Origin of the sequence: Luteimicrobium sp. DT211 (genome assembly GCF_049844995.1) — a bacterium.
Lineage (GTDB): Bacteria > Actinomycetota > Actinomycetes > Actinomycetales > Cellulomonadaceae > Luteimicrobium.
This window is the reverse complement of sequence record NZ_JBNCMC010000001.1, coordinates 264,153-288,099: the sequence shown is the minus strand read 5'-3', so window position 1 is coordinate 288,099 and position 23,947 is coordinate 264,153. Positions and strand designations below refer to the sequence as shown.

The 23,947-nt window shown below is 73.2% G+C and carries 21 protein-coding genes; 7 read left to right on the top strand and 14 right to left on the bottom strand.

The features are described 5' to 3' along the window. Positions 1-14: 14 nt before the first annotated feature. The 9 genes from ACLQ14_RS01280 to ACLQ14_RS01240 all read right to left on the bottom strand — a co-directional run bounded on the left by ACLQ14_RS01280 (position 15) and on the right by ACLQ14_RS01240 (position 12,969). Positions 15-2,660, bottom strand: a complete 2,646-nt coding sequence (locus ACLQ14_RS01280; RefSeq protein ID WP_425809051.1) for a CBM35 domain-containing protein — start codon at positions 2,658-2,660, stop codon at positions 15-17. A gap of 90 nt (positions 2,661-2,750) precedes the next feature. After that, on the bottom strand, positions 2,751-3,791 hold the full coding sequence (locus ACLQ14_RS01275) for a LacI family DNA-binding transcriptional regulator (RefSeq protein ID WP_425809049.1): 1,041 nt from the start codon (positions 3,789-3,791) through the stop codon (positions 2,751-2,753). Between the two features lie 33 nt (positions 3,792-3,824). Next, a complete protein-coding gene (locus tag ACLQ14_RS01270; protein ID WP_425809047.1) occupies positions 3,825-4,703 on the bottom strand; it encodes a carbohydrate ABC transporter permease in 879 nt (292 codons plus the stop codon). Then, positions 4,700-5,638 (bottom strand): carbohydrate ABC transporter permease, encoded by a 939-nt coding sequence (locus ACLQ14_RS01265; RefSeq protein WP_425809045.1) that lies wholly within the window; start codon positions 5,636-5,638, stop codon positions 4,700-4,702. Before ACLQ14_RS01265 ends, ACLQ14_RS01270 begins: the two co-directional genes overlap by 4 nt. A 64-nt stretch (positions 5,639-5,702) precedes the next feature. Then, a complete protein-coding gene (locus tag ACLQ14_RS01260) occupies positions 5,703-7,022 on the bottom strand; it encodes an ABC transporter substrate-binding protein (RefSeq protein ID WP_425809043.1) in 1,320 nt (439 codons plus the stop codon). A gap of 30 nt (positions 7,023-7,052) precedes the next feature. Beyond that, a complete protein-coding gene (locus tag ACLQ14_RS01255) occupies positions 7,053-9,182 on the bottom strand; it encodes a glycoside hydrolase family 36 protein (protein WP_425809041.1) in 2,130 nt (709 codons plus the stop codon). Between the two features lie 132 nt (positions 9,183-9,314). Next, entirely contained in the window at positions 9,315-10,436 is a 1,122-nt protein-coding gene (locus ACLQ14_RS01250) for an AI-2E family transporter (protein WP_425809039.1), read from the bottom strand. Between the two features lie 55 nt (positions 10,437-10,491). Continuing rightward, on the bottom strand, positions 10,492-12,000 hold the full coding sequence (locus tag ACLQ14_RS01245) for a SulP family inorganic anion transporter (protein WP_425809037.1): 1,509 nt from the start codon (positions 11,998-12,000) through the stop codon (positions 10,492-10,494). Positions 12,001-12,153: 153 nt separating this feature from the next. Then, on the bottom strand, positions 12,154-12,969 hold the full coding sequence (locus ACLQ14_RS01240; protein WP_425809035.1) for an alpha/beta hydrolase: 816 nt from the start codon (positions 12,967-12,969) through the stop codon (positions 12,154-12,156). Between the two features lie 130 nt (positions 12,970-13,099). Between ACLQ14_RS01240 and ACLQ14_RS01235 the strand changes: the two genes are divergently transcribed. Beyond that, entirely contained in the window at positions 13,100-13,861 is a 762-nt protein-coding gene (locus tag ACLQ14_RS01235; protein ID WP_425809033.1) for an SDR family oxidoreductase, read from the top strand. Between the two features lie 118 nt (positions 13,862-13,979). Beyond that, the gene (locus tag ACLQ14_RS01230) at positions 13,980-15,194 is read left to right on the top strand and encodes an NAD(P)/FAD-dependent oxidoreductase (protein ID WP_425809032.1); all 1,215 of its coding nucleotides are present in this window, start codon (positions 13,980-13,982) and stop codon (positions 15,192-15,194) included. Positions 15,195-15,231: 37 nt separating this feature from the next. On the opposite strand, the gene ACLQ14_RS01225 is transcribed toward ACLQ14_RS01230, so the two are convergent. From ACLQ14_RS01225 to ACLQ14_RS01215, 3 genes are all read right to left on the bottom strand, one after another. Next, a complete protein-coding gene (locus ACLQ14_RS01225; protein ID WP_425809030.1) occupies positions 15,232-15,948 on the bottom strand; it encodes an alpha/beta hydrolase in 717 nt (238 codons plus the stop codon). A 117-nt stretch (positions 15,949-16,065) separates the two neighbouring features. Beyond that, the gene (locus ACLQ14_RS01220; protein WP_425809028.1) at positions 16,066-16,794 is read right to left on the bottom strand and encodes a phosphonatase-like hydrolase; all 729 of its coding nucleotides are present in this window, start codon (positions 16,792-16,794) and stop codon (positions 16,066-16,068) included. Between the two features lie 31 nt (positions 16,795-16,825). Next, positions 16,826-17,611: a GntR family transcriptional regulator gene (locus ACLQ14_RS01215; RefSeq protein WP_425809026.1), complete on the bottom strand. Its 786-nt coding sequence runs from the start codon at positions 17,609-17,611 to the stop codon at positions 16,826-16,828. Between the two features lie 166 nt (positions 17,612-17,777). Here ACLQ14_RS01215 and ACLQ14_RS01210 point away from each other — a divergent pair, with 166 nt between their 5' ends. The 5 genes from ACLQ14_RS01210 (at position 17,778) to ACLQ14_RS01190 (ending at position 22,794) form a co-directional block, all read left to right on the top strand. Continuing rightward, a complete protein-coding gene (locus ACLQ14_RS01210) occupies positions 17,778-18,932 on the top strand; it encodes a TIGR03364 family FAD-dependent oxidoreductase (RefSeq protein ID WP_425809024.1) in 1,155 nt (384 codons plus the stop codon). Positions 18,933-18,975: 43 nt separating this feature from the next. Further along, on the top strand, positions 18,976-19,908 hold the full coding sequence (locus ACLQ14_RS01205) for a phosphate/phosphite/phosphonate ABC transporter substrate-binding protein (protein ID WP_425809022.1): 933 nt from the start codon (positions 18,976-18,978) through the stop codon (positions 19,906-19,908). Between the two features lie 80 nt (positions 19,909-19,988). Beyond that, on the top strand, positions 19,989-20,804 hold the full coding sequence (locus tag ACLQ14_RS01200; protein ID WP_425809020.1) for a phosphonate ABC transporter ATP-binding protein: 816 nt from the start codon (positions 19,989-19,991) through the stop codon (positions 20,802-20,804). Then, positions 20,801-21,694: a phosphonate ABC transporter, permease protein PhnE gene (phnE, locus tag ACLQ14_RS01195; protein WP_425809018.1), complete on the top strand. Its 894-nt coding sequence runs from the start codon at positions 20,801-20,803 to the stop codon at positions 21,692-21,694. Before ACLQ14_RS01200 ends, phnE begins: the two co-directional genes overlap by 4 nt. Further along, positions 21,691-22,794 carry an alcohol dehydrogenase catalytic domain-containing protein gene (locus ACLQ14_RS01190; protein ID WP_425809016.1) on the top strand — a complete coding sequence of 368 codons (1,104 nt, stop codon included), beginning with the start codon at positions 21,691-21,693 and terminating at the stop codon, positions 22,792-22,794. Before phnE ends, ACLQ14_RS01190 begins: the two co-directional genes overlap by 4 nt. Positions 22,795-22,815: 21 nt before the next feature. Here the strand turns inward: ACLQ14_RS01190 and ACLQ14_RS01185 are convergent, their stop codons facing one another. Further along, positions 22,816-23,391, bottom strand: coding sequence for a GrpB family protein (locus ACLQ14_RS01185; protein ID WP_425809014.1), 576 nt, complete (start codon positions 23,389-23,391; stop codon positions 22,816-22,818). A 115-nt stretch (positions 23,392-23,506) separates the two neighbouring features. Further along, positions 23,507-23,935, bottom strand: coding sequence for an NUDIX domain-containing protein (locus ACLQ14_RS01180; RefSeq protein WP_425809012.1), 429 nt, complete (start codon positions 23,933-23,935; stop codon positions 23,507-23,509). Positions 23,936-23,947 lie beyond the last annotated feature (12 nt).

Here is a 23,947-nt window from a genome sequence, read left to right as displayed (position 1 = left end):
TCGGACCTCTCGGGCTACCGAGCGGCCGTCGTCGAGGTCGCCGCGACGAACCGGGCGAGCGTGACCCGGTTGACGTTCGGACCCCCGGCCGTGGCGTTGCCGAGCGTGACCGCGCCGGACCTCGTGGTGAGGTCGAGCGGGATCGTGTAGTTCCAGAAGCTCTGCCACGCGTAGTTGTGGCGGAACGTCCCGCGGACGGTGTGCCCGCCGGCCTCAGCGACGTCGAGGAACCGGCTGATGACCTGCGGGTTGTAGTTGATCGCGTCGGACTTGTCGGCGTTCGCCGCCGCGACGACCAGCTGGTACTCGCCGGGCCCGAAGCCGGCGGGCCGGGCGAGCGTCGCCGTGCCGCCCTTGCCGAGCCCCTCGACGTCCGTGCCGCCGACGCCGTTCGAGCCGGCCGGGAGCGGCGTCACGGCCGCGGTGCCCGCGAGCGCCAGGCCGCCCGGTCCGTAGACCTTGACGAGGCCCGTGTCGGCGTCGCTGCGTCGCTGGTCCGAGCCGCGCAGCGTCGAGAGCCCGAGCGCCGTCGCGCCCTTGGGTGCGCGGGCCGTGACCTCGCTGACACCCTCAGGCAGGTACACCCGGGCGGTCGAGGTCCATGTCCCCGGACCCTTCGTCTTCGGCAGCGCGACCGCGCGGCCGTTGACGTCGAGCGTGACCGTCGACGCGCGGTTCGTGGCGTACGTCGTCGTGAGGTCGTAGTAACCCGTCTCCGCGGCGGTCACGAACGTGGTCGCCGCGCCGTCGCCCGCGAGCCTGACGGCGCCCGCGAGCGCGCCGTCGTAGGTGAGCCGGGCGTCGCCGGACAGCCGCGCGTCGACGGCCGGGTAGTCGGCGGCCTCGCCGTCCGTCACGTCGTACAGGTCGAGGCGGTCGAGCGTGATGTCGGAGCCGCCGAGGAGCGTCGACCCGTCCTTGCTCGGGCGCACCGACAGCGTGTGCGTGCCTGCCTTGAGGTGGAGCGTCGCGTGCGTCGTGCCGCGGTAGGTCCAGCTCAGGTCGGCCGCGTAGGAGACCACCTGGTCGAGCGAGCCGTCGACGAAGAGCGCCTGCTTGCCCGGCGCCTGGTTGGCGCCCGCGAGGAGGTCGAGCCGGTAGGTGCCGTCACGCGGGACGGTGACCTTCCACGTGACCGACGACGTCGGCTTGTTGAGGCAGCCGACGTCGTAGCTGCCCGACGCGAGGTGCGACCACTCCGTCGACGGGTTCTGGTACGTCTTGCACGCGTCGGTCAGCGTGGCGGCCTCGGCCTCCGTGCTGTCGACGAGGTCGGTCGCGACCGCGGGGCGCTGGGCCCGGTGCGGGGTGACGACCACCTGGTACGCGCTGTAGCGGTCGGAGTTCGGGACCGTCACGTCGACCGTGCCGCCCGAGGTCCGGGCCGTCGTCGAGAGCACGACCGGCGGCTGGAGCGAGTCGCCCTCGGCGCCGTTGATCCGGTTCTCGCGCACGACGACGTCGACCGAGGCGCCGAACGTCGCGGCGTCGAGCCCCGTGAGGTGCAGGGCCACGTCCTTGGTCCCGCCGCCGACGAGCACGGTCGCCTTCCGGTTCGACCGGTCGACCGCCGCGATCCCCTGCAGCGAGTCGACGGTGTTCAGGACCGGCGGCGTGAGGCGCACCGTCGTCGAGCCGGCGAGGTCGCCGTACCACTTGAGCATCCACCAGCCGGCGTTGGCGCTGTTGTTCCGGGACGCGTTGTCGGAGAGGTTGCCCGCGTAGTTCCAGTAGGCGGTCTGGGCGTCGACCTTCTCGTCCTCGAACATCGCCAGCCACTGGACGAGCTGCCCCGGGACGTTCATGTCGCGCGGCATCGCGTACTCGGTGATGTCGACGGGGAGCTCGGGGATGCCGACGCTCTTCACGACGTCGCGGTAGGCGTCCATGTGCGAGCGGAAGGTCGCGAGGTTCTGCGTCCCGAGCTCGTGCCACACGATGACGTCGGGCAGCTCGTCGTGGGCCTTCGCGTAGGTGAGGAAGTCGGTCTCGCGGTCGGCGTGCCACGAGCTCTCGCCCGGGCCGGCAATCTTCGCGTGGCCGAGCCCGTGCTCGGCGTAGACGCTCTGGATCAGGTCGTAGGCGACGGTCCAGTCGGCGAGGAACTGGCCCTTCATGGTCGACCAGTTCTGGTACCAGATGCCGTCGGGCTCGTTGAACGGGATGAAGACGTACTTCTCCGGGTGCTCCGAGGTCGTCGCGATCTTCTCGACGGTGGCCTTGAGGATCGGCAGGTAGTCCCAGACCCCGTCGCCGTCGTCGTCGCCGGGGCGCACGCCGCCGTGGTAGGTCCAGTCCGGGTACATGTCCTGCACGTAGACGTAGAGGTCCTGGCCCGCTCCGGCGAAGAAGTTCTTCTCGACGTCGAGCGCGTCGCCGTTCGGGTGCTGCGCCCCCGCCGGCGGCTTCTGGGACACGTTGGTCACGCGGGCGCCGTCGAGGACGGCCTGGCTGGGCGCTCCGGCGTCGCCGAGGCCGTAGAGGCTGCCCGAGGCGCCGCCCCGGAACGCGCCGGTGGACGCGGAGAAGTCGACGCTGACGTCGTCGGCGGACGCGGCGGCCTGCGCCGGGGTGGTGATCGCCACGGCGCCGAGGGCGCCGGCGACCAGCGACAGCGTGAGTGCTGCGCCGAGCGGTCGGAGGGCTGTGCGGTGTCTCATCGGTACTCCCTTGTACGAGTCGGTGGTGCCTATGAAATCGCTATCACGGATGGTCAGACTGCGGCCTCCTTCGGTCGCGTGCGGGAGGTCTCAGGACGTACGGGGCGGGGGCGCGACGCTCTCGCGCACCACGAGCGTGGGCCGCTCGGACCAGAACTTGCGGACCTTGCGGCCCTCGACGACGTCGTCGAGCAGGTGGTACGCGCGGCTCCCGAGCCCCGCGAAGTCCTGGTGGACGGTCGTCAGGGACGGGGAGAACATCTGAGCCAGCGGGTGGTCGTCGAACCCGGCGACGCTCACGTCCTCGGGGACGGCACGCCCGCCCTCGCGGAGCCCACGGATGACGCCCATCGCGATCTCGTCGTTGCCGCAGAACACCGCGGTGACGTCGTCGCGCGCGGCGAGCTCCCGGCCGATCTCGCGGCCGGACTCAGGCTCCCACGACGCCGCGAGCACCGGCGGCACCACCGCGTCGCGGGCCTTGAGCGCCTTGCGCCAGCCCGTGGTGCGGCCGTCCTCCGTGCGCGACGGCGGCACGCTCACGTGGTGCACCGTCGCGTGGCCGAGGTCGAGCATGTGGTCGACCAGCTCGTGCGCCGCGCGCGACTCGTCGAGCACCGCCTGCGGGACCCCGGTCGCGCGCACGCCCGACACCGCGACCGCGGGGACGCCGTCGGGCAGCGCCTGGAGCGCCGCCACGCCGGGCGGGTCGAACTTCAGCACGACGACGCCGGCGATCGGCTGCGACGCGACGAGCGAGATCGCGCGCTCCACCTCGGCGGGGTCGGCGGACTCCACGACCGTGATGCTGACGGTGTACCCGTCGGCGCGCGCGCCCTCCTCGACGCCGCGGATCACCTCGGCGTAGCCGTAGCGCGACGTGTTGCCCGCGATCACGGCGATCAGCCGGGGCTTGCGGTCCACCAGGGCGCGAGCCGTCGCTGACGGCCGGTAGCCGAGCTCCTCGATCGCCGCGCGCACGCGGCGCGCCTTGTCCTCGGAGACCCGGGCGGCGCCCGTCAGGACGCGCGACACGGTCGGGACGGAGACGCCTGCGGCGCGCGCGACGTCCCGGATGACCGGGCGTCTGTCCGGGACGTTCACCGTCGACCTCGATGCTTGGCTCGGCATGCTGCTTCCTGGTCGGATCCTAGCGACGGATGCTCACTTGACCGCGCCGCTCGTGACGCCCGAGATGATCCTGCGCTGCAGGATCGCGAACGTGACGAGCAGCGGCAGGCTCATGAGGATGATGTAGGCGAAGATCAGATGCCAGTTGTTGAGGTACAGGCCCGCGCTCGCCACCTGGTACAGGTTGAGCGGCAGCGTGTCGATCCGGCCGCCGATGACGAAGAGCGCGTAGAACACGTCGTTCCAGATGTACAGGCAGATGAGGATCGTCGCGGTCGAGATCGTCGGGCCCAGCAGCGGCAGGATGATCCGGAAGAACACCCGCGCGGGGCTCGCCCCGTCGACGCGCGCCGCCTCCTCCAGCTCGAGCGGGATCGTCCGGACGAACCCCGTGACGAAGAAGATCACGGTGGACATGTACATGCCCATGTACACGCCGATCATGCCGAGCGCGGTCCCGGCCAGGCCGAGCTGCCGCAGCAGCAGGACGATCGTCACGACGGCCGGCGGGAGCACGAGGCCGCTGATGGCGAGCGCGTACACGAACGCGATGGTCCGGGACCTGCGCCGCGCGAGCACCCACGACGCCATCGCGCCGAGCACCAGCACGCCCGCGACCGCCGGGATCATGATGAGCAGGCTGCCGAAGAAGGCCGGCGTCATGTGGCCTTCGTGGAAGACGGTGCTGAAGTTCTCCCACAGGTGCCAGTGCGACGGCGTGGACAGGTTCGGGTTGAGGGCCTCCGACTGCGACTTGCCCGCCGTCACGACGACGAGCCAGAACGGCACGCCCAGCAGCAGGACCACGAGGGCGATCGCGACGAGCGGCTGGAGGTAGCGCACGGGCGAGCGCCGGCGTCGGGCAGGACGGCGGTGCGGGGCGAGCGGGGCGGCGGTAGCGGTGGCGGTCACAGGACGGCCTCCCTCTTGCGGAGGATGCGGATCACGGGGAAGGCGAGGATCGCGACCATCGCGAAGAGCGCGAGGCTCATCGTCGTGGCCTGCGCGAACAGGCCCTGCCCGAACGTGCGGAAGATGAAGATGTTGAGCAGCTCCGTCGTGCCGCCCGGCCCACCGCCCGTGGTCGCCTGGACGATGTCGAAGCCGTTCATCGAGCCCAGCAGCGCCGTCGCCACGTTGAACGTGATGGCGGGCGCGAGCAGCGGGAAGCGGATCTCGCGGAACGTCGTCCACCAGCCGGCGCCGTCGAGGCGCGAGGCCTCGAGCACGTCCTCGCTGATGGTCTTGAGGCCGGCCAGGTAGATGAGCATCGACAGGCCCATCCACTTCCACGCGTGGATGAGGGCGACGACGACGATCGTCCAGGTGGTGCTGCCCAGCCAGGCGACGTTCACGTCGTGGCGGACGAAGAAGCCCAGGATCTCGTTGAGGCCGCCCTGCGGCTTGAGGAGCGCCTGGAAGATGTAGCCGACCGCGAGCGCCGACATGACGACGGGCACGAAGAAGGCGACCCGAGCGAACCGGTTGATCATCGTGTCGCGCTCGAGGACGAGAGCCAGCACGAGGCCGAACAGGTTCTGGAAGATCGCGACCAGCACCGCGTAGACCAGAGTGATCCGCAGGTCCTTGAGCAGGCTGCCGTTCGTGAACAGGTCCTTGAAGTTGTCGATCCCGACGAACGAGATCGCCGAGTGGAAGCTGGACCAGTTCGTGAACGCGTAGACGAAGTTGTAGATCGTCGGCACGAAGAAGAACACCAGCAGGACCGCGAGTGCCGGGACCAGGAACCAGGCGGGGTGATCCTGGCGGTGGCGGGTCGACCGGCCCGCCCGCGGCGCGCTGCGCGGCGGGGCGGCGTCCGCCCGGGTGAGTTGCGTCGTCGTCATGAGTGATTGCCTCCGCTCGTGCGGGGGCGGCCGGCCGTCGGTCGGCCGCCCCCGTCGAGGTCCGCTAGAAGCCGGCGGCGCCCTGCGCCTTGGCGAGCTGGGCGAACTGGTCCTGCGTCGTCTTCGCGACCTGGACCGGCGTCTTGGTGCCCTGGATCATGTCGGACAGGTTGAGGTAGAGGTCCGGGTTCGCGACCGCGAGCGCCTGCATGGACCCGACGGACGTGTCGATCGAGGCGGCCACGTCCTTGAGCGCCTGCGGCACGGTCGACGGGGTGTCGACGCCCTTGATCAGGGAGACCGTGGACTGCGCCTTCACGAAGTCCTGGTACCCGTCGCCCAGCCAGTAGGCGAGGAACTGGCGGGCCGCCGCCTCACGCTTGGCGTCGCCCGTCTTGAACGCGACGAGGGCGTTCGACTGGTCCGGGATGAACGTGCCGACGTTGCCGGACGGCGAGATCGGGAAGAAGCCGATCTTCTTGTCGAGCTCCGCGGTGGACGCCGACGCCTGGAGCTCGTTGAAGAACGAGTTCACCTGCATGACCATCGCGGCCTTGCCGCCGAGGAGCGCGTCGCCCTGGTCGGCGAACGTCGCGGTCTTGATGTCGGCGTTGAACAGGCCGTCGTCGATCAGCTTCTTGTAGGCGTCGATCGAGCCCTGGATCGTCGGGTCGGTGAACTTCTCCTCGTTCTTGTTCACCTTGTCCCAGAGCCCGTCCTTGGCGGCGTCGGCGAGCTGCGCCTGGACCCACCACTGGGTGGCCCACTTGTCAGCGCCCATCTCGTAGAACGGGTCGACGCCCTTCGCCTTGAGCTGCTTCGCGAGCGCGACGAGGTCGTCCCAGCTCTTCGGGGTGGAGGTGATCCCGTTCTTCGCGAAGACCTCCTTGTTGTAGTAGACGCCGATGACCGCGGGGGTCGTGACGAGGGCCGCGTACCGCTTGCCGTCCAGGAGGCCGGTGATGTCCTTGAGGTTGCCCGTGTAGTTCTCGAGCCAGGGCGCGCCGTCGAGGGTCTGGAGGTTGGTGGTCGCGTTGAGCGCCGTGAGCTCCGAGGCGGTGGGCTGCCAGAACGCGAGGTCGGGCTTGTCGCCCGTGGCGACCTTGGTCTGGATCCCCTGCTCGTACGGGTCGGGGATCGTGACGACCTTGACCGTCGCGCCGGTGAGCTTCTCGAAGCCCTGGACGACGCTCTCGGGGGTCTTGTTGGAGTTCTGGGCGGCCCAGATCGTGAGGGTGGTGCCGTCGAGCTTGGTGTCCTGCGCGGGCCAGCCGGCCGTCTGCTGGCCGCTGCCGGCGTCGGACGCACCCGGGTCGCTGCACCCGGCGAGAGCGAGGGCGCCCACGACGGCGACCGCCGCGACCGCGCTGCGAGTGATCTTCATCGAACAACTCCTTGGATGTGGTGGTGGACGCTACAGAGAGGGTGTGGCGCCGCCCGCGTCGGTCGCGGCGGGGGCCGGACGCAGCTTGAGCAGGCGTGCTCCGACCGCGCCCGTCGTGTTGCGGACGGTGAGCCGGCCGGATGCGGGGTCCCACTTCGTCCCCCACTCGGGGAGCGTCGTGGGGAAGACGGTGCCGACCTGCACGTCGGCACCGGTGAGGTCGGGAAGGACCAGGACGGTCTCCTCCTCGGCGGGGTCCCGGCTCCACACCGCGACGACGCGGCGGGCCGGCGTTCGGAGCGCGCTCGCGACCCAGGGGTCGTCCCAGCCGGGGAGGCCGAGCGGCCACGAGGGGTAGGTGGAGGCGAGGTCGTGGCGCAGGGCCTTCGCCGCACGGACCGCCTCGGTCACCAGGGCCCGCTGACCGTCGGTCATGCGGTCGAGGTGGCCCGACAGGTAGAACCGGGCCGAGAGGCCCGTGACCAGCGTGAACGCGATCTCCTCGTCGCTCATCTCCGGCTGCGGGTACGCCCAGCTCGCCGCCTGCTCGGGGAGCACGGAGACCGTCGACGACGCAGCGATCGGCGGGTAGGCGGCGGGGTCCTGCTGGTCCGAGGTCGACTGGAGCTGGAGCCGGGACAGCAGGGCGAAGTCCGCGCGCATCGCGCCGGAGCCGCAGTTCTCGAGGACGAGCCCCGGGTGGCGGTCGAGCACGCCGTCGAGCCACGCGAGGTGCGCCCGGTTGTGCGCCAGGAGAGCGTCTCCGACGCTGTCGGCGTCGACGTCCGTGCCGGCGCCCGGGTCGATGTTGTAGTCGAGCTTGAAGTAGCCGATGCCGAACTCCGCGACCAGCCGGTCGACGACGGCGTCGAGGTGCGCCCGGGCCGCCGGGTGGCGCAGGTCGAGGTGGTAGCGGTGGTGCTCGACCACGCGCTCCCCCGCGCGCTGGAAGAACGCGTCGGCGGGGAGCGTGTCGGCGAGCGGGCTGTTCACGCCCACGACCTCGGGCTCGAGCCACAGCCCCGGGACCATGCCGCGCGAACGGATCCGGTCGACGACCTCCGACAGCCCGTGCGGGAAGCGCACCGTCGACGGCGTCCACTCCCCCACGCTGTCCCACCAGTCGCCGTCGTCGTCGTACCAGCCCGCGTCGATGCAGAAGACCTCGGCGCCCACCTCGGCGGCGGCGTCGACGAGCGGGAGGAGGCGCGCCGTCGTCGGGTCGCCGTCGAGCGTGTTCATGTAGTCGTTGAAGACGACGGCGAGCGCGTCGTTGTCGGGGTGGGGCCGCCGCGCGCTGCGCCGGTAGGCCGTGAGCCCGGCGAGCGCGGCGTCGTCGTCGGCGCCGAACGCCACCGACGCCGGCACGGTCGTGAGCTGCTCGCCCGGGCGGAGCACGCGCGTCCACTGGTGGTCGAGCTCGGTGGGGCCGCTCAGCGCGAGGTACCCGGCGCGCGTGTCCTCGCCGATCTCCCAGCGCCACGCCCCGTTGTGCTCCACCTGGAACGCCCACGCGAGCGCGCCCGTCGTGACGACGGCGGCCGGGTACTGCGTGCCGGTGGACCAGGTACCGGTCGAGACGGCCTTGAGCTGCCCGCGCGGGTCGTGGCCCGTGAGGTCCTCGCGCAGGGCGGGGAAGCGCCGCGCGAGGGCCTCACGCGTCCAGCGCGCCTCGCCGAGCCAGTCGCTGCGGCCCCGCAGGAGCGACCACTCCCGGACGGAGCCGGTGGGGCCGGACGCGTCGCCCAGGTACGCGGCGAAGGAGGCGACGGAGCGGACGGATGCCGGGCTCTCCCCGTCGTTGCGGACGGTGACCTCGGACCGGAAGGCGGCGGGAGCGCCGTCGAGGACCCGGAGCCGCAGCGTCGACGCGAGCCGGGTCTCGGCGTGGACGAGCTCGAGCTCGAGCTCCGTGCCGCGTTCGACACGGCGCTCGGCGTGCGAGACGTACCGGGACTCGGCGCCGATCCGGGTGTGGACGAGCCGCGAGCTGGCGAGCGTGTGGCCGTGCGACACGGTCAGGACCTCGACCAGCGGCACGCCGGCGGGCATCTCCACGCGGCGCCCGTCGAGCTCCAGAGCCGCGAGCCGTACCGGCTCCGTGTCGCTCCAGTCGAGCTCCAGCACCGCCGTGGCGCTGCCCCATCGCAGTCGGCTCATCGCCGTCCTTCCCCGTCGTAGGTCCGTACCTGCGAACGATGATACCGATTTCACGAACGGAAGCAAGGAGATCTTGAAATCGGTATCTTGATCACCGCCGAGGTGCCGGGACAAGCGGGCGGCGGGGTGACCTCAGCCCGTCGGGCCGGCGTCGTGCTCGACGGCGACCACGTGCTCCTCGAAGAGCCCCGCCTCCCGCAGCACGCGGAGGGCGTTGAGGCACGCCGACGTCACCGGCGCGGCGAGGATCGCGCCCATCAGCCCGAAGAGCAGCGTGCCGGCGGTCGTGACGAGAAGGACGACGAGCGGGTGCAGCCGCAGCGGGCGCCCGAACGCGAACGGCTCGAGCAGGTTCTGGATCGTGTTGTTGGCGAGCAGCACGACGGCGAGCATCGCGAGCGCGACCGGCAGCCCGCCGTCGCCGAACGCCACGACGACCGCGAACGCCCCCGCCACGCAGGCGCCGAAGTAGGGCACGTACGACGCCACGAACGTCACCACGGCGATCGCCCCGACGAGCGGCACCCCGAAGATCAGCGCGCCCACCGCCACGACGACGGCGTTCGCGACGCCGAGCATCGTGAGCCCCAGCGCGTAGCCGCGGAACGCGTGGACCGTGCCGTCGAGGACGTCCTGGGCGAGCGGGGCCGGCACGCCCACGTGGTGGGTCGTCCAGCGCGTGATGGGCACCCAGTCCTTGAGCAGGAACAGGAGCATGAAGACGCCGAGGACCACGCCCACGACGAGCGCCGTGACGGACGAGATCGCGAAGCCGAGGCCCCCGACGAGGAAGCCGGGGGTGCCCGAGCGGAGCGACGCGACGAGCCGGGCGCCCCATCCGTCCGGCAGGTCGAGCCGGTCGGCGATCGACTGGAGCCCGGCCTGCACCTCGGCCCAGATCGCGCCGCTCTGGCCGATGATCACGCGCACCACGACCACGACGAGGACGACGACCGCCGACAGCCCGACGAGCAGCAGCAGGGCGGCGCCGAGCCACCGCGGGACGTGCCAGCGCTCGAGCCGGTCCACGACGGGCACGAGGATCGCAGCGAGCACCGCGGCGATGATGAGCGGGATCAGGACGGGCGTCACCTTGGCGAACAGGAACAGCGCGACGGCGACGACGACCAGCGCCCCGACCACGAACCACGAGCCCGTGCCGACCGTGCGCAGCCAGGGCGGCACCTGGAGCCGCAGGCGTCCCGGCCGCTCCGCGCGGACGCCCGGGCGCGCGCCGTCGTCGTCCTGGGTCACGCCGTTCACGCTAAGGTCCGGACGCCGGTCGCGCCCACCGTGGCGCGGAGAGCGGTCAGCTCCCGCCGGCCAGCGCGCCGGTCAGGCGCCCGTGCCGGGCCGCGGAGTCGTCGTCCATCCCGACGATCTCGAGCGTCGCGCCCCTCGCCTCGTACCGGGTGCGGACGGCGTCGAGCGTGGCGACGGTGGACGCGTCCCAGACGTGCGCGCGGGACAGGTCGACGACGACGTGCGCGGCGCCCGCGTCGTAGTCGAACTGGTGGACGAGGTCGTTGGAGGACGCGAAGAAGAGCTCGCCCGTGACCGCGTAGGCCCGGCGCGTCGGGTCGTCGCCGTCGTCGGTGCGCGTGACGGTCGTGAGGTGGGCGACGCGGCGCGCGAACAGGACCATCGCGGCGAGGACGCCGACGATCACCCCGTACGCGAGGTTCGACGTCGCGACGGTGACGGCCACCGTCGCGACCATGACCAGCGTCTCCGACCGCGGCATCCGGCGCAGCGTCGCGGGCCTGACCGAGTGCCAGTCGAACGTGCCGACCGACACCATGACCATGACCGCGACGAGCGCCGCCATCGGGATGCGGGCGACGACGTCGCCCAGCCCCACGACGAGCACGAGCAGGAACACGCCCGCCAGGAAGGTCGAGATCCGGGTCCGCGCGCCTGACACCTTCGTGTTGATCATCGTCTGGCCGATCATCGCGCAGCCGCCCATGCCGCCGAAGAACCCCGTGACGATGTTCGCGACGCCCTGGCCCCACGACTCGCGGGTCTTGTCAGATCGGGTGTCCGTGACGTCGTCGACGAGCTTCGCGGTCAGCAGCGACTCGAGCAGCGCGACGAGCGCCATCCCCACCGCGTACGGGGCGATGATCCGGAACGTCTCGAACGTGAACGGCACGTGCGGCACCACGAGCGAGGGCAGCGAGTCGGGCAGCGCACCCTCGTCGCCCACGGTCGGCACGTCGATCGACGCCGCGAGCGTCACCGCCGTCAGCAGGACGATCGCCACGAGCGGCGCCGGCACCACCTTCGTCCACCGCGGGACGAGGACGATGAGCGCGATCCCGACGGCGACCATCGGGTACACCGCCCACGGCACGTGCACGAGGTGCGTGAGCTGGGACATGAAGATGAGGATCGCGAGCGCGTTGACGAAACCCACCATGACGGACCGCGGGATGAACCGCATGAGCTTCGCGGCCCCCAGCAGGCCGAGCGCGACCTGGATCACGCCGGCGAGGATCACGGTCGCGATCAGGTAGTCGAGCCCGTGGTCGCGCACGAGCGGCGCGGTGACGAGCGCGACCGACCCCGTGGCCGCGGAGATCATGGCGGGACGCCCGCCCACGAACGCGATGGTCACGGCCATCGTGAACGACGCGAACAGCCCGACCCGCGGGTCCACGCCCGCCACGATCGAGAAGGCGATCGCCTCGGGGATCAGCGCGAGCGCCACGACGAGGCCCGCCAGCACCTCGATCCGGAGCCGGCGCGGTGACCGCAGCGCGGTGCGGACGGACCACGCGGCGTCGGCGGCAGGGACGGTGAGGGGGGCGGACATGCGGGCCTCTCGGCTGGGGGCGGGCGCGGGCGCGCCGCAGCGGCGCGCGCTCCGGCCGGGACCGGCGGAGCGCACGCCGCTGCGCGTGGAAGGAAGGGAGCCGGCACGACGCCCGGGGCGCGGCCGACGAACCAGGGTACCGGGGGCCGCGCGTCAGACCGCCGCGGGTTCGCTCACCCTCGCCTCGATCCAGCTCAGCACCGAGTCGGCGACCTCGCGCCACCCGCCGTCGATCGTCAGCGAGTGCCCGCGGTCGGGGAACTCGACGAGCTCCGTGACCGCCGTCGAGCCGCGGTACTGCTTGAGGGTCGACTTCGTGATCGCCTCGGGGACGGTGTGGTCCTTGCCGCCCATGATCAGCAGCAGCGGACCGCGCTCCGTGTTGCCGGTCGCGACCTTGGCGGGCGAGTGGCGCGAGAAGTTCGCGCTGGCCGCCTCGAACAACGGCTTCCCGGGCGACGGGATGGTCCACGCCTCGAACAGCGCGTCGGACTCGTCGGGCTCGAGGGCGTTGCCGAACGAGTAGCGGAACTGGTCGGCGGTCAGCGAGACCGCCCGCTTCTCGTTGGCGAAGTTCCGGAACACGGGCAGGGTGGCCCGCAGGGACGACAGCGGCAGCGGCAGCACGCCCTTGATCTGGGCGGCGTCGATCGCCACCGCCGCGGCCCCCCGGCCCTCGCCGAGCAGCTTCTCGGCGATCATGCCGCCGAACGAGTGCCCCACGAGGATGGGCGCGGCGTCGAGACCGTCGATGATCTCCGCGTAGTGCCGGGTCACGTCCTCGATCCCGTGACCGGCGGCGGACTCCGGGTTCGCGCGGGCCTCGGCGACCGACGGCGGCTCGCCGGGCCACGTCGGCGCGACCGGCGCGAAGCCGCGCTCGGTGAACAGGTCGAGCCAGGGCTGCCACGAGGACGCGGACAGCCAGAGGCCGTGGATGAAGACGACAGGGGTCGGGGACGTGGTCATGGCGAGCTCCTCAGCTGCATCCGTGCGACGACGACGAAGGGACCGTGCGCGAGCAGGACCACGGTGGCCGGCCCGTCGGCCGGAGCGGCCACGTGAGGCGCCGCCGTCCGTCCGGTCCTAGCGTCGACCCATGGACCTCGAGCTGCACGGCAGAACCGCACTGGTGACGGGGGCGAGCCGTGGGATCGGGCTCGCGATCGTCGGACGCCTCCTCGCCGAGGGGATGCGGGTCGTCGCCGTCGCGCGGCACGCCCCCGACGACCCGCCCCCCGGCGACGTCCGTTTCGTCCCCGCCGACCTGTCCACCGCGGACGGCCCGCTGGCGCTGGTCGACGCCGTCGGCGAGCGCCTCGACGTCCTCGTCAACAACGTCGGCTCGGCCCCGCCCCGGCCCGGCGGGTTCGCCAGCATCGACGACGCCGCCTGGCAGTCGACGCTCGACCTCAACCTGCTCGCCGCGGTGCGGGTGACGCGCGCGCTCGTCGGGCGGATGCCGTCGGGCTCCGCGATCGTCAACGTCGTCAGCGAGAACGCGATGCTCGCCGACCCGCTGGTGATGGACTACAGCGCCGCCAAGGCGGCCCTGCTGAGCTGGACCAAGTCGCTGTCCAAGGAGCTCGGGCCGGCCGGGATCCGGGTCAACTCGATCAGCCCCGGCCCCGTCGCCACCGACCTGTGGCTCGGGCACGGCGGCGTCGCGGACACCGTGTCCGCCGCCACGGGCGCCACCGCCGACGACGTCCGCCGCGGCGCCGAGCAGGCGATGGTCACCGGCCGCTTCACGCAGCCGGGCGAGGTGGCCGACCTCGCTGCGGTCGTCGGGAGCCCCCGGTTCGCGAACCTCACGGGCGCGGACGTCGTCATCGACGGCGGGATGCGCCAGACCATGTGATCGCGTCGACTGCTGGCACGCCCGCGGGCGCCGGTCGGAAGGGCGGCGACCCGGCGGCGCGCACCTGTTACGTTCGTCCGATGCTGAGACGGGTCGTCGCGCTCCCGGACCGGGCCCTGTGAGCACGGTGACCGTCGTCGGCGGGGGCCCGGCGGGGCTGATCGCGGCCGAGGTGCTCGCCCGGGCGGGAGCGACGGTGACGGTGTACGACCGGATGCCGTCGGTCCCGCGCAAGTTCCTCCTGGCGGGTCACGGCGGCCTGAACCTCACCCACACCGAGGACCGGGCCCCGTTCCTGCGCCGGTACGGGCCCTCGGCGGAGGTGCTGGCACCGATGCTCGACGCGTTCGGTCCGGCAGACCTGCGCGCGTGGTGCGAGGGACTGGGCGAACCGACGTTCGTCGGGACCAGCGGGCGCGTGTTCCCGCAGTCGTTCCGGGCGACCCCGCTGGTCCGGGCCTGGTTGGCGCGTCTGGGCGAGCTGGGGGTGCGGATCGAGCGGCGACGTCGTTGGACGGGCTGGGCGGAGGACGGCGGGCTGCGCTTCGCCGGCGACGACGGTGCCGCGAGCACGATCACCTCCGACGCGGTCGTCTTCGCGCTCGGGGGTGCCTCGTGGCCGCGGCTCGGCGCCGACGGCAGCTGGACCGCCCCGTTCGCCGAACGCGGTGTCGTGGTAGCGCCCTTGCTGCCCGCGAACGTCGGCCTCCGCGTGGCGTGGAGCGAGGCGTTCGCGGAGCGGTTCGCCGGCACGCCGCTGAAGAACGTCGGCCTGACCGTCCTCGGGGCGGACGGTCCGACGGCGCGCGGTGACGCGATGCTGACGCGGGCCGGGATCGAGGGAGGCCCGGTGTACGCGATCGGTGCCGCGATCCAGGATGCCCTCGCGCGCGGCCGGTGCGTCGTCGAGGTCGACCTGCGGCCCGACCTGAGCGTCGACCAGCTCGCCGACAGGCTGCGACGGCGGCGCCCGAAGGACTCCGTCTCCAACTGGCTGCGCCGCTCGGTCGGTCTGGACCCCGCCGCGATCGCGCTGCTGCGTGAGGCGGGCGCGCTGCCGAGCGAGCCCGAGCCGATGGCCGCGCTCATCGCGTCGGTGCCGGTGGCCGTCGACGCGACGATGCCCATCGAGCGAGCGATCTCCACCGCGGGTGGCGTCTCGTGGGCGGAGGTCGACGAGGCCCTCATGCTCCGCCGCCTCCCGGGCACGTTCGTCGCGGGCGAGATGCTCGACTGGCAGGCGCCGACGGGCGGCTACCTGCTGCAGGCGTCGTTCAGCACGGGCGTCGTCGCCGCACAGGGTGTGCTGGCCTGGCTCGACCGCGCCCGGTAGCGGCGGCGACGGATCGTGCCCGTCGCCGCCGCACGTGTCACGCGAGCTCGGCCGCAGCCTCGGCGATCAGGCCCGCCACCTCGGTCGGGTGCGTGAGCATCACGAGGTGCGGGGCGTCGAGCTCGAGGCTCTTGCGCACGCCAGCGCGCTCGTAGCCGAAGCGCTCGACGTCGGGGTTGATGGTGTGGTCCGCCGCCGAGACGATCCCCCAGGAGGGCTTGGTGCGCCACGCCGCCACGGTCGCCGCCTCGCCGAACGCGACCGCGGACAACGGCCGCTGCGACACGGCGAGGACGCGGGCGACGTCGTCGGGCACGCCGGCCGCGAAGACCGCCGGGAAGGCCGCGACCTCGACGGATACGTCCGTGCCGGGCTCGCCACCCTCGACGGGGTAGGGCGTGTAGACGAGGTGCGACGCGAGGTCGGAGTCGGGGAAGCGGCCCTGCAGCTCGCCCAGGCTCTCGCCCTCGGCCAGCGCGTAGCCGGAGACGAACACCAGGCCGACGACGTTCTCCGCCGCTCCCGCGACCGTGATCACCGCGCCGCCGTACGAGTGGCCCGCGAGGAGCACGGGCCCGTCGATCGACTCGACGACCGAACGGACGTACGCCGCGTCTCCCGCGAGGGACCGGTTGAGGACGGGCGGCACGACGACGCGGTAGCCGAGGTCGAGCAGGTTCCGGGCCACGTGAGCCCAGCTCCCGGCATCGGCGAACGCGCCGTGGACGAGGACGAGCGTGGGTGCATCAGGCATGGGGAGCTCCTTGGGAGGGCAGGTCGAGCGGTGCGGACCTCTCCATCCAAACGACGCCCGGCGCAGGCGAACAGGAAGAAAGCACGCAGGAAGTCGGCGGCCCGGCCGGGCTCCGGCTCAGCCCAGGACGAGGCGCGGCAGGTCCGCCACGGAGTCGAGCACGAAGTCGTGGCGCTCGAGGCCGAGCCCCGCGTCGTCCAGCACGCCGCTGCGCACGCCGACGACGAAGCCCGCCCCCGCGTTGCGCCCGGACCGCAGGTCGCGAACGGTGTCGCCTGCGACCAGGACGCGCGAGACCTCGGTGGTCCCCGTGCGCTCCATGGAGCGGTGGACCAGGTAGGGCGCGGGGCGACCTGAAGCCACCTCGTCGCCGCACGTCACCGCGTCGACCGTCACGGCGTCGTCGAGCTGCTCCTCGGGCATCCGCGCCACGGTCCAGCCGACGGCGTCGAGCACCCCGCGGGTCACGTCCCGCGTGAAGCCCGTCGTGAGCGCCACCTTGACGCCCGCCTTCCTGAGCTCGGCGAACGCCGTCGCCGCGCCCGGGATCTCGGTGGGCGGCTGCGCCGCGTAGCGCGCCGCGAGGAGCTCGTCGAAGCGCGCGAACGCCGCGTCGACCTCGTCCTCCGTCGTCCCGCGCGGGCCGTCCGCGCCGATCCGCAGCAGGGCGTCGAGCGCGCCGCGCTTCTCGGCGCCCGTCCAGGCCGCGACGTCCGCGGGTCCGGCGTGGCTGCCGGCCTCGCGGGCGGCCTGGGCGAGGACGTCGTACACGGTGCCGTGCTCCTCGACGGTCGTGCCGGCGATGTCGAGCACGACGAGGGTCACGGGCAGGGGGCTGCTGGTCACGCGGGTCTCCTGAAGGTAGGGCGGACGACGGTCAGGCGGAGGGCAGCGCGGCCGCGTCGGGCTGCGGCTGCTGGAGCTCAGGCCGGCGGACGGTCATGGGCGAGCCGTCGCGCGCGTTCTCGATCGTGAACTGGGCCAGCTCGGGCAGGTAGCGGTCCTCCGCGTACTCGAACAGGACGCCCGCCGCGTCGCGCGTGTGGCGCCGCTCGCGCAGGAGGGCCGTCCCGACGGGCACCTCGAGCAGCTCGGCGTCGACCTCGTCGGCGGCCACCGCGTCGATGACGTGGCGCGCCGACGCGATGGTGATGCCGTTCTCGATCAGGTGGCTGTACAGCGAGCCGGAGTCGGTGTCGAAGGCGAGCAGGAGCCGGCCCGCGGGGTCGAGGAAGTTGCTGCGCTCCACCATCGCCGGCTCGCCGTCGAGCAGCCGGAGCCGCAGCAGCTGCACGACGAGCGTGCCCTCCTCGAGCCCGAGCGCGTCGGCGGCGTCCCCATGGACCCCGCGGCGGGCGATCTCGACGGTGCGCTGGCCGGGCACGCGCCCCATGCCGCGCACCCAACGGCTGTACGACAGGAACGTGTCGAAGGACTGCGGCACCGCACGGGAGCGCACGACCGGCGGGCGCCCCTGGCCGCCGCCGATGAGCCCCTCGGCGCGGAGGGTGCCGAGCGCCTGCCGGACGGTTCCGCGCGACACGCCGAACTCGTCGCAGAGCTGCGCCTCGGACGGCAGGGCCGCGCCGATCGGGTAGGACCCGGCGACGATCCGACGACGCAGCTCGTCGAAGACGCTCTGGTGCAGCGGTGCGGACGACATGGGCATGACCATACAAGTGGATCGCGGCGATCGGAAGGCCACGGCACCTCCCCGCGTGGATCGTTGGGAAGCCATAGATCGGCCCAGGTGAACAGCGCGTTAACTTGTTCGGACAAGTTCGGGAAGTGGGTTGCGCCGGCTCGGCGAGAGAACCCAAGGTCGGGCTGTGACCACGACCTCCTCACCGTCGCTCGCCGCGCACCGCCCCGTCGACCTCCTCGTCGTCGGAGCCGGCGTCGTCGGGCTCTCGCACGCCCTCGAGGCGTCGGATCGCGGCGCGAGCGTGGTCGTGCTCGAGCGCGACGAGCGGGCCGTCGGCGCGTCGGTGCGCAACTTCGGGCACGGCTGCTTCACCGCGCAGGACGGCGTCGCGCTCGACCACGCCCTCGCCGCCCGCGAGCGCTGGCTCGCCCTCGCCAAGGAGGTCGACCTCGGGCTGCAGGAGACCGGCACGCTCGTCGTGGCCCGCGCCGACGACGAGCGCGCGGTCCTCGAGGACCTCGCAACGGCGCGCGACGGCGACGTCCGCCTGCTCGACCGGGCCGCCGTCCTGAGCCTCCTGCCCGACGCCGGGGACGACGTCGTGGGGGGCGCTCACCTGCCGCTCGACGTCCGCCTCGACCAGCGCCGCGCCGTCGCCGAGCTCGCCCGGCACCTCGACGACCGCCCCCGCGCCGCCGTCCGCTGGTCCACCACCGTCCACGGCTTCGAGCCCGGCGCGGACGGCGTCCTGGTCCGGACGTCGCGGGGGACCGTCGTCGCCCGGCGCGTGGTCGTCGCCGTCGGCCACGACGTGGACCGACACTTCCCTGAGCTGGCGGCCGAGCGCGGCGTGCGACGCTGCGCGCTCCGCATGCTCCGGGTCGGCACGCCCCGGCCCACGACGATCGCGCCGGCCGTCCTCACCGGGACGTCGCTGCTGCGGTACGGCGCGTTCGCCGTCAGCCCCGCGCTCGAGTCCGTCCGCGAGCGCCTCGCGGCGACCGACGCGGCCCTGCTCGACGCCGACGTCAACCTCATGCTGACCCAGCGCCCCGACGGCACCCTCACCCTCGGGGACACCCATCACAGGTCGCTCACCCCGGCGCCCTTCCAGGCGGAGGAGCTCGACGAGCTGCTCCTGAGCCACGCGGCGCGGCTGCTCCCCGGCGCCGGGCCGCTCCGCGTCGTCGAGCGCTGGCGCGGGGTGTACGCGTCCGCGCCCGACCCCTTCCTCGTCGCCGAGCCCCAGCCCGGCGTCCACGTCGTGTCCGTCACCTCCGGGATCGGCATGACGACCGCACCCGGCCTCGCGGCCGCCGTGCTCAACGACGTCCTCTGACCCCTCCCCTCCCCGCAGCACCCCAGACTCAGGAGAGATCACCATGTCCGCACGTCTCCGCGCCGCAGCCGCCGTCGCCGCCGGTGCGTTCCTCGTCAGCGGTCTCGCCGGCTGTTCCGGCGGCGGCTCCGCCGACGCGGGCACCACCGGGTCCGCCGCGAACGCCTCGTGCCCGAACGGGAAGATCCGGATGGGCGTCGAGCCCTTCGAGGACCCTGGCAAGCTCGAGCCCGCCTTCCGGACCATGGCCGCCGGCCTCAGCAAGAAGCTGAACTGCCCCGTCGACGTGTCGATCGTCGAGGACTACTCCGCCGAGGTCCTCGCGATGGAGAACGGGAAGCTCGACATGGCCGTCCTCGGCCCGCTCGGCTTCGTGTTCGCCAACCGGCGGGCCGACGCACAGGCGGTCGCCTCGTTCGGCCTCGCGGACGGGACCCTGTCGAGCTACACGGCCGGCATCTGGGTCCCGAAGGACTCGTCGATCCAGACGGTCGCGGACCTCAAGGGCCACAGCCTCGCGCTCGGCTCGACCGGCTCGACGTCGGGCGACGCGCTCCCCCGGTACGCCCTCAAGCAAGCCGGCCTGTCGGACGACGACGTCGACGAGAACTACGCGGGCGGCCACCCCGAGGCGATGCTCGCCCTCACCAACGACACCGTCGACGCCGCCGAGATCAACAGCCAGACCCAGGCCACGGCGACCCGCGAGGGCACGTTCGACCCGAAGAAGTTCCGCCAGATCTGGAAGTCGGACGGCATCCCCAACGACCCGGTCACGGTGGCCGGGAAGCTCGGCCCCGAGTTCCAGGCGGCCGTGCAGGCCGCCCTGCTCGACCTGGACACCGCCGACGTCAAGCAGATCGGCGCCTACCTCGACGTCGACCCCGCCGGCCCGCTCGTGAAGGTCGACAAGTCGACCTACCAGCCGCTGTTCGACCTCGCCGACACCCTCGGGCTCACCGACAAGGACGTCTGACCGGTCTGCCCCGAGCCATCCGAACTCCCCCGCCGCGTCGCCATCCCGGCGCGGCGGGGGCCCTCTCCCCGGAGTGCCGCATGATCCCACCCCTCGCCGCACCGCCCCTCGTCGGGCTCACCGTGCGCGACCTCGCCGTGGAGTTCCCCGGCCTGCCGCCCGGGCGCGGCCGCGCCGTCGACGGCCTCGACCTGCACGTGGCGCCCGGCGAGATCGTCGCCGTCCTGGGCGCCAACGGCTGCGGCAAGTCCACGACCCTGCGCGCCGTCGCCGGGCTGACGCCGATGACCCACGGGATCGTCCACGTCGGCTCCGAGCTCGTGCGCGACGCGTCGGGCGCCGGCGCCGGGTCCGACCGCGCCCACCGGCGCGAGGTCGCCATGATCTTCCAGCAGGTCAACCTCGTGCCGCGGCTCACGGTGCTCGACAACGTGTGCGCCGGGGCGCTCGGGCGGCTGCCGCTCGTCCGCTCGCTCGCGCCCGGCCTCTTCCCCCACGACGTGCGCGCCGAGGCGATGTGGTGCCTCGAGCAGGTCGGGCTCGCCGACCGGGCGCTCCAGCGCGCAGGACGGCTGTCCGGGGGCCAGCAGCAGCGGGTGGCCGTCGCGCGGGCGCTGTGCCAGCGGCCGTCCGTCCTGCTCGCCGACGAGCCCACCTCCGCCCTCGACCCCGCCGCCGCGGAGAAGGTCGCCGGGCTGCTCACCGACCTCACCCACGCGCAGCGGCTCGCGACGGTCCTCGTCGCCCACGACCCCCCGCTCGCGCTCCGGCACGTCGACCGCGTGCTCGGCATGTCCGCGGGACGGATCGTCCTCGACCGCCCCGCCGCCGACGTGACGGCACCCGACGTCGCCGCCCTCTACCCGAGCGAGACCGCACCCCGGAGCGCCGCATGACCACCTCCGCCCGTCCCACCGGCCGCGACGTCGTGACGGCCGCCACCGAGCCCCCCGTCTCCCCGGCGGTCCCCGACGCCGCGGGTCGCACCGCACCCGTCCCGCGCCGCCGGCGCAGCCCCCGGGAGCTGGTGTCCGCCGCGAGCGTCGCCGTCGTCACGGTCGCCGCCCTGGTGCTCGCCTGGCGCGGCACCGACTTCTCGATCGCCGCGCTCGTCGACGGTCGGGAGGGCATCGCGCGGTTCGTCAGCGAGGCGTTCCCGCCCGACCTCACCTGGGACACCGTCGTGAAGCCGGGCCTGCAGGCGACGCTCGTGACGCTCTGGATCGGCCTGCTCGGCACCGCGCTCTCGGTCCCGTTCTCGCTGGTGCTCGCGGTGCTCGGTGCGCGGACGACGAGCCCGCACCCGGCCGTCTACCAGGCCGCGCGCGCCGTCCTGTCGTTCCTCCGGGCCGTGCCCGACGTCGTGTTCGCGCTCGTGTTCGTGACCGCGGTGGGGCTGGGCCCGTTCTCGGGAGTGCTCGCACTGATCGTCCACAACACCGGCGTGATGGGAAAGCTCTGGGCCGAGGCCATGGAGGAGACCGACCAGGGGCCCTCGCAGGCGCTGCGGACCGCCGGCGCGGGCCGGACGCAGGTCGTCACCCACGCCGTCCTGCCCGGCGTGGCGCCGCAGATGGTCGGGCTCACGCTCTACCGCTTCGACGTGAACGTCCGCGCCTCGCTCGTGCTGGGCCTCGTCGGCGCCGGCGGCATCGGGTTCCTCATCACCAAGGCGATCAAGATGTTCGAGTTCGGGCAGATGCTCACGTACATCCTCATGGTGCTCGTCCTGGTGTGGCTGGTCGACCGGTTCTCGTCGTGGGCGCGCGCCCGGTTCGCCGCATGACCCCCGGCAGCGTGTCCGCGGAGACCGGCGCGACGTCGACGGCCGCCCGGGCGGCCGTCTGGCACGGCGGGCCGCGCGTGACCGTCGAGCGCTTCCGGCTCGCCGCCCCCGCGCCGGACGAGATCGTCGTCCGGGTCGACCTGGCGACCGTGTGCGGCAGCGACCGGCACACCGTCTCGGGGCGACGGCCCGGCCCGACGCCGTCCGTCCTCGGCCACGAGGCGGTCGGGACTGTCATGGCGGTGGGCAGCGCGCGTCCGCTCCTGCTCTCGGGCGAGCCGGTGCGCCCCGGCGACCGGGTGGTCTGGTCCGTCACGGTCGCGTGCGGCGCGTGCGACCGCTGCCGTGCCGGCCGGACCGCGAAGTGCCGCAGCGTGCGGAAGGTCGGCCACGAGCGGCTGGACGAGGCGTGGCCGCTGTCCGGCTCGTACGCGACGCACGTCGTGCTTCCGGCCGGTACGGCGCTCGCCCGTGTGCCCGGCGCCTTGCCCGACGCCGCCGCCGCCCCGGCCGCGTGCGCCACCGCGACCGTGGTCGCCGCGGCGGAGGCCGCCCGACGCGCGGTCGGCACGCTGGCCGGGAAGCGCGTGCTCGTCGTCGGCGCGGGCATGCTCGGGCTGTGCGCCGCCGCGCTCGCCGCGGCCGAGGGCGCCGCCGACGTCGTCGTGACCGACGTCGATCCCGGCCGCCTGGCCGCGGCGCGCGACTTCGGCGCCACGGCGACGCGCCCGGCGGGCGAGGTCCTGCCCGCCGTCGACGTCGCCTTCGAGCTCTCGGGCGCCACGTCCGCGGTCAGCGCCGCGCTCGACGCCCTCGACGTCGGCGGGGTGCTGGTGCTCGTGGGGTCGGTGGCGCCCGCGCCGCCGCTCGCCCTCGACCCCGAGCGTGTGGTGCGCTCCTGGCTGACCGTGACCGGCGTGCACAACTACGAGCCGCGCCACCTCCAGCAGGCGGTCGAGTTCCTGGCCGCCACCCAGCCGACGCGCCGCTGGGAGCGGCTGGTCGAGCCGCCCGTGACGCTCGACGAGCTGCCCGAGCTCCTCCTCGGCCCGCCCACCGGTCGCCCGCGAGGGTCGGTCCGGCCCTACCCCGCTCCCTAGCGGTCCGGCCCTACCCGCTCCCTAGTCCCCGGCGCCGGTGGGGCTCGTCGCGGGCTCCGGATCGGTGTTGAGCCGGAGGATCTCGTACCGCTCCGCGTCCGTCAGGCCGGCCTCGGCGAGGACCCGCTGGAGCACGCCGGACTTGCGGGCCACGTACGTGACGATGTCCATCACGGGGTCGGCGGCGAGCGCGAGCTTGACCGCGCCGTACTCGTCGCGGAGATCGGGGCGCCGCCGCAGGACGTCCCGGACCGCGAGGTGGTTGCGGACGTTGAGCGTGCCCCGGACGCAGACGTACACGTGGCGCACCGGGTCGTCGTCGGGCGCGTGGAACGCCTCCCGGCCCGTGACCCCGAGGTCGCCGCGGTGGACGTACCCGACGGACTCGACCGCACGGACCGCCGCCCGGACGTCGTCGGGAGCGACGATCACGTCGACGTCCAGCACGGGCTTCGCCGCGAGTCCGGGCACCGACGTGGAGCCCACGTGCTCGACGTCCGCGTCAACGACGCCCGCGAGCGCCGACCGCAGCGCTGCCGCCACGCGCCCGAACGCGGCGGGCCACTCGTCGGAGTACGGGACGACGGTGATGGGCACGGCCCCATCGTCCCAGTCCGGCGAGCCGGCCGGTCTCGTCGGGTCACGTCACGAGGAGCGCCCTTGGAGACGACGCGATGGGCGGGTGTGTCCCGATGGGCCGCAGCGCGAGCAGCTACTCGGCAACGGTCCCTTCCAGCAGCCCGCTGATGCCGGCGGGGTACAGCGGGACCTCGGCCTCTTGGCGCGGTCGCCAGACGCCGACGACGCCGTCCTGGTCGCGGCAGGGGGTGCCGTCCCGCGGAGCAGCCGTCCCGTCGAGCTCGACCTCGTGCACGAGCACGATCTCGTGACCGGGCTTCCCGTCGAGGACGAACCGGTTCTCCAGGGCCCCGAGGCGCCGCCCGACGGACACCGCCAGGCCGTACTCCTCGTCGAGCTCGCGGGCGATCGCCTCAGCGGCCGATTCCCCGAACTCGACCTCGCCGCCCGGCGGCCGGTGAAACGAGCGTCCCGTTGACGGGTCGGTCGACTCGTCGACGAACAGTGCGCCAGTGGCCGGATCGGCGAGCACAGCGAGTGCGACCACGCGGATCCGAGACACCCGCACACGGTA

Excerpts from the sequence above, each read along its gene's own strand:
- ACLQ14_RS01255 (WP_425809041.1), bottom strand. The coding sequence starts at position 9,182 with ATGAGCCGACTGCGATGGGGCAGCGCCACGGCGGTGCTGGAGCTCGAC.
- ACLQ14_RS01280 (WP_425809051.1), bottom strand. The coding sequence starts at position 2,660 with ATGAGACACCGCACAGCCCTCCGACCGCTCGGCGCAGCACTCACGCTG.
- ACLQ14_RS01240 (WP_425809035.1), bottom strand. The coding sequence starts at position 12,969 with ATGACCACGTCCCCGACCCCTGTCGTCTTCATCCACGGCCTCTGGCTG.
- ACLQ14_RS01205 (WP_425809022.1), top strand. The coding sequence starts at position 18,976 with ATGTCCGCACGTCTCCGCGCCGCAGCCGCCGTCGCCGCCGGTGCGTTC.
- ACLQ14_RS01235 (WP_425809033.1), top strand. The coding sequence starts at position 13,100 with ATGGACCTCGAGCTGCACGGCAGAACCGCACTGGTGACGGGGGCGAGC.
- phnE (WP_425809018.1), top strand. The coding sequence starts at position 20,801 with ATGACCACCTCCGCCCGTCCCACCGGCCGCGACGTCGTGACGGCCGCC.
- ACLQ14_RS01265 (WP_425809045.1), bottom strand. The coding sequence starts at position 5,638 with ATGACGACGACGCAACTCACCCGGGCGGACGCCGCCCCGCCGCGCAGC.
- ACLQ14_RS01215 (WP_425809026.1), bottom strand. The coding sequence starts at position 17,611 with ATGTCGTCCGCACCGCTGCACCAGAGCGTCTTCGACGAGCTGCGTCGT.
- ACLQ14_RS01200 (WP_425809020.1), top strand. The coding sequence starts at position 19,989 with ATGATCCCACCCCTCGCCGCACCGCCCCTCGTCGGGCTCACCGTGCGC.
- ACLQ14_RS01225 (WP_425809030.1), bottom strand. The coding sequence starts at position 15,948 with ATGCCTGATGCACCCACGCTCGTCCTCGTCCACGGCGCGTTCGCCGAT.
- ACLQ14_RS01275 (WP_425809049.1), bottom strand. The coding sequence starts at position 3,791 with ATGCCGAGCCAAGCATCGAGGTCGACGGTGAACGTCCCGGACAGACGC.
- ACLQ14_RS01245 (WP_425809037.1), bottom strand. The coding sequence starts at position 12,000 with ATGTCCGCCCCCCTCACCGTCCCTGCCGCCGACGCCGCGTGGTCCGTC.
- ACLQ14_RS01190 (WP_425809016.1), top strand. The coding sequence starts at position 21,691 with ATGACCCCCGGCAGCGTGTCCGCGGAGACCGGCGCGACGTCGACGGCC.
- ACLQ14_RS01260 (WP_425809043.1), bottom strand. The coding sequence starts at position 7,022 with ATGAAGATCACTCGCAGCGCGGTCGCGGCGGTCGCCGTCGTGGGCGCC.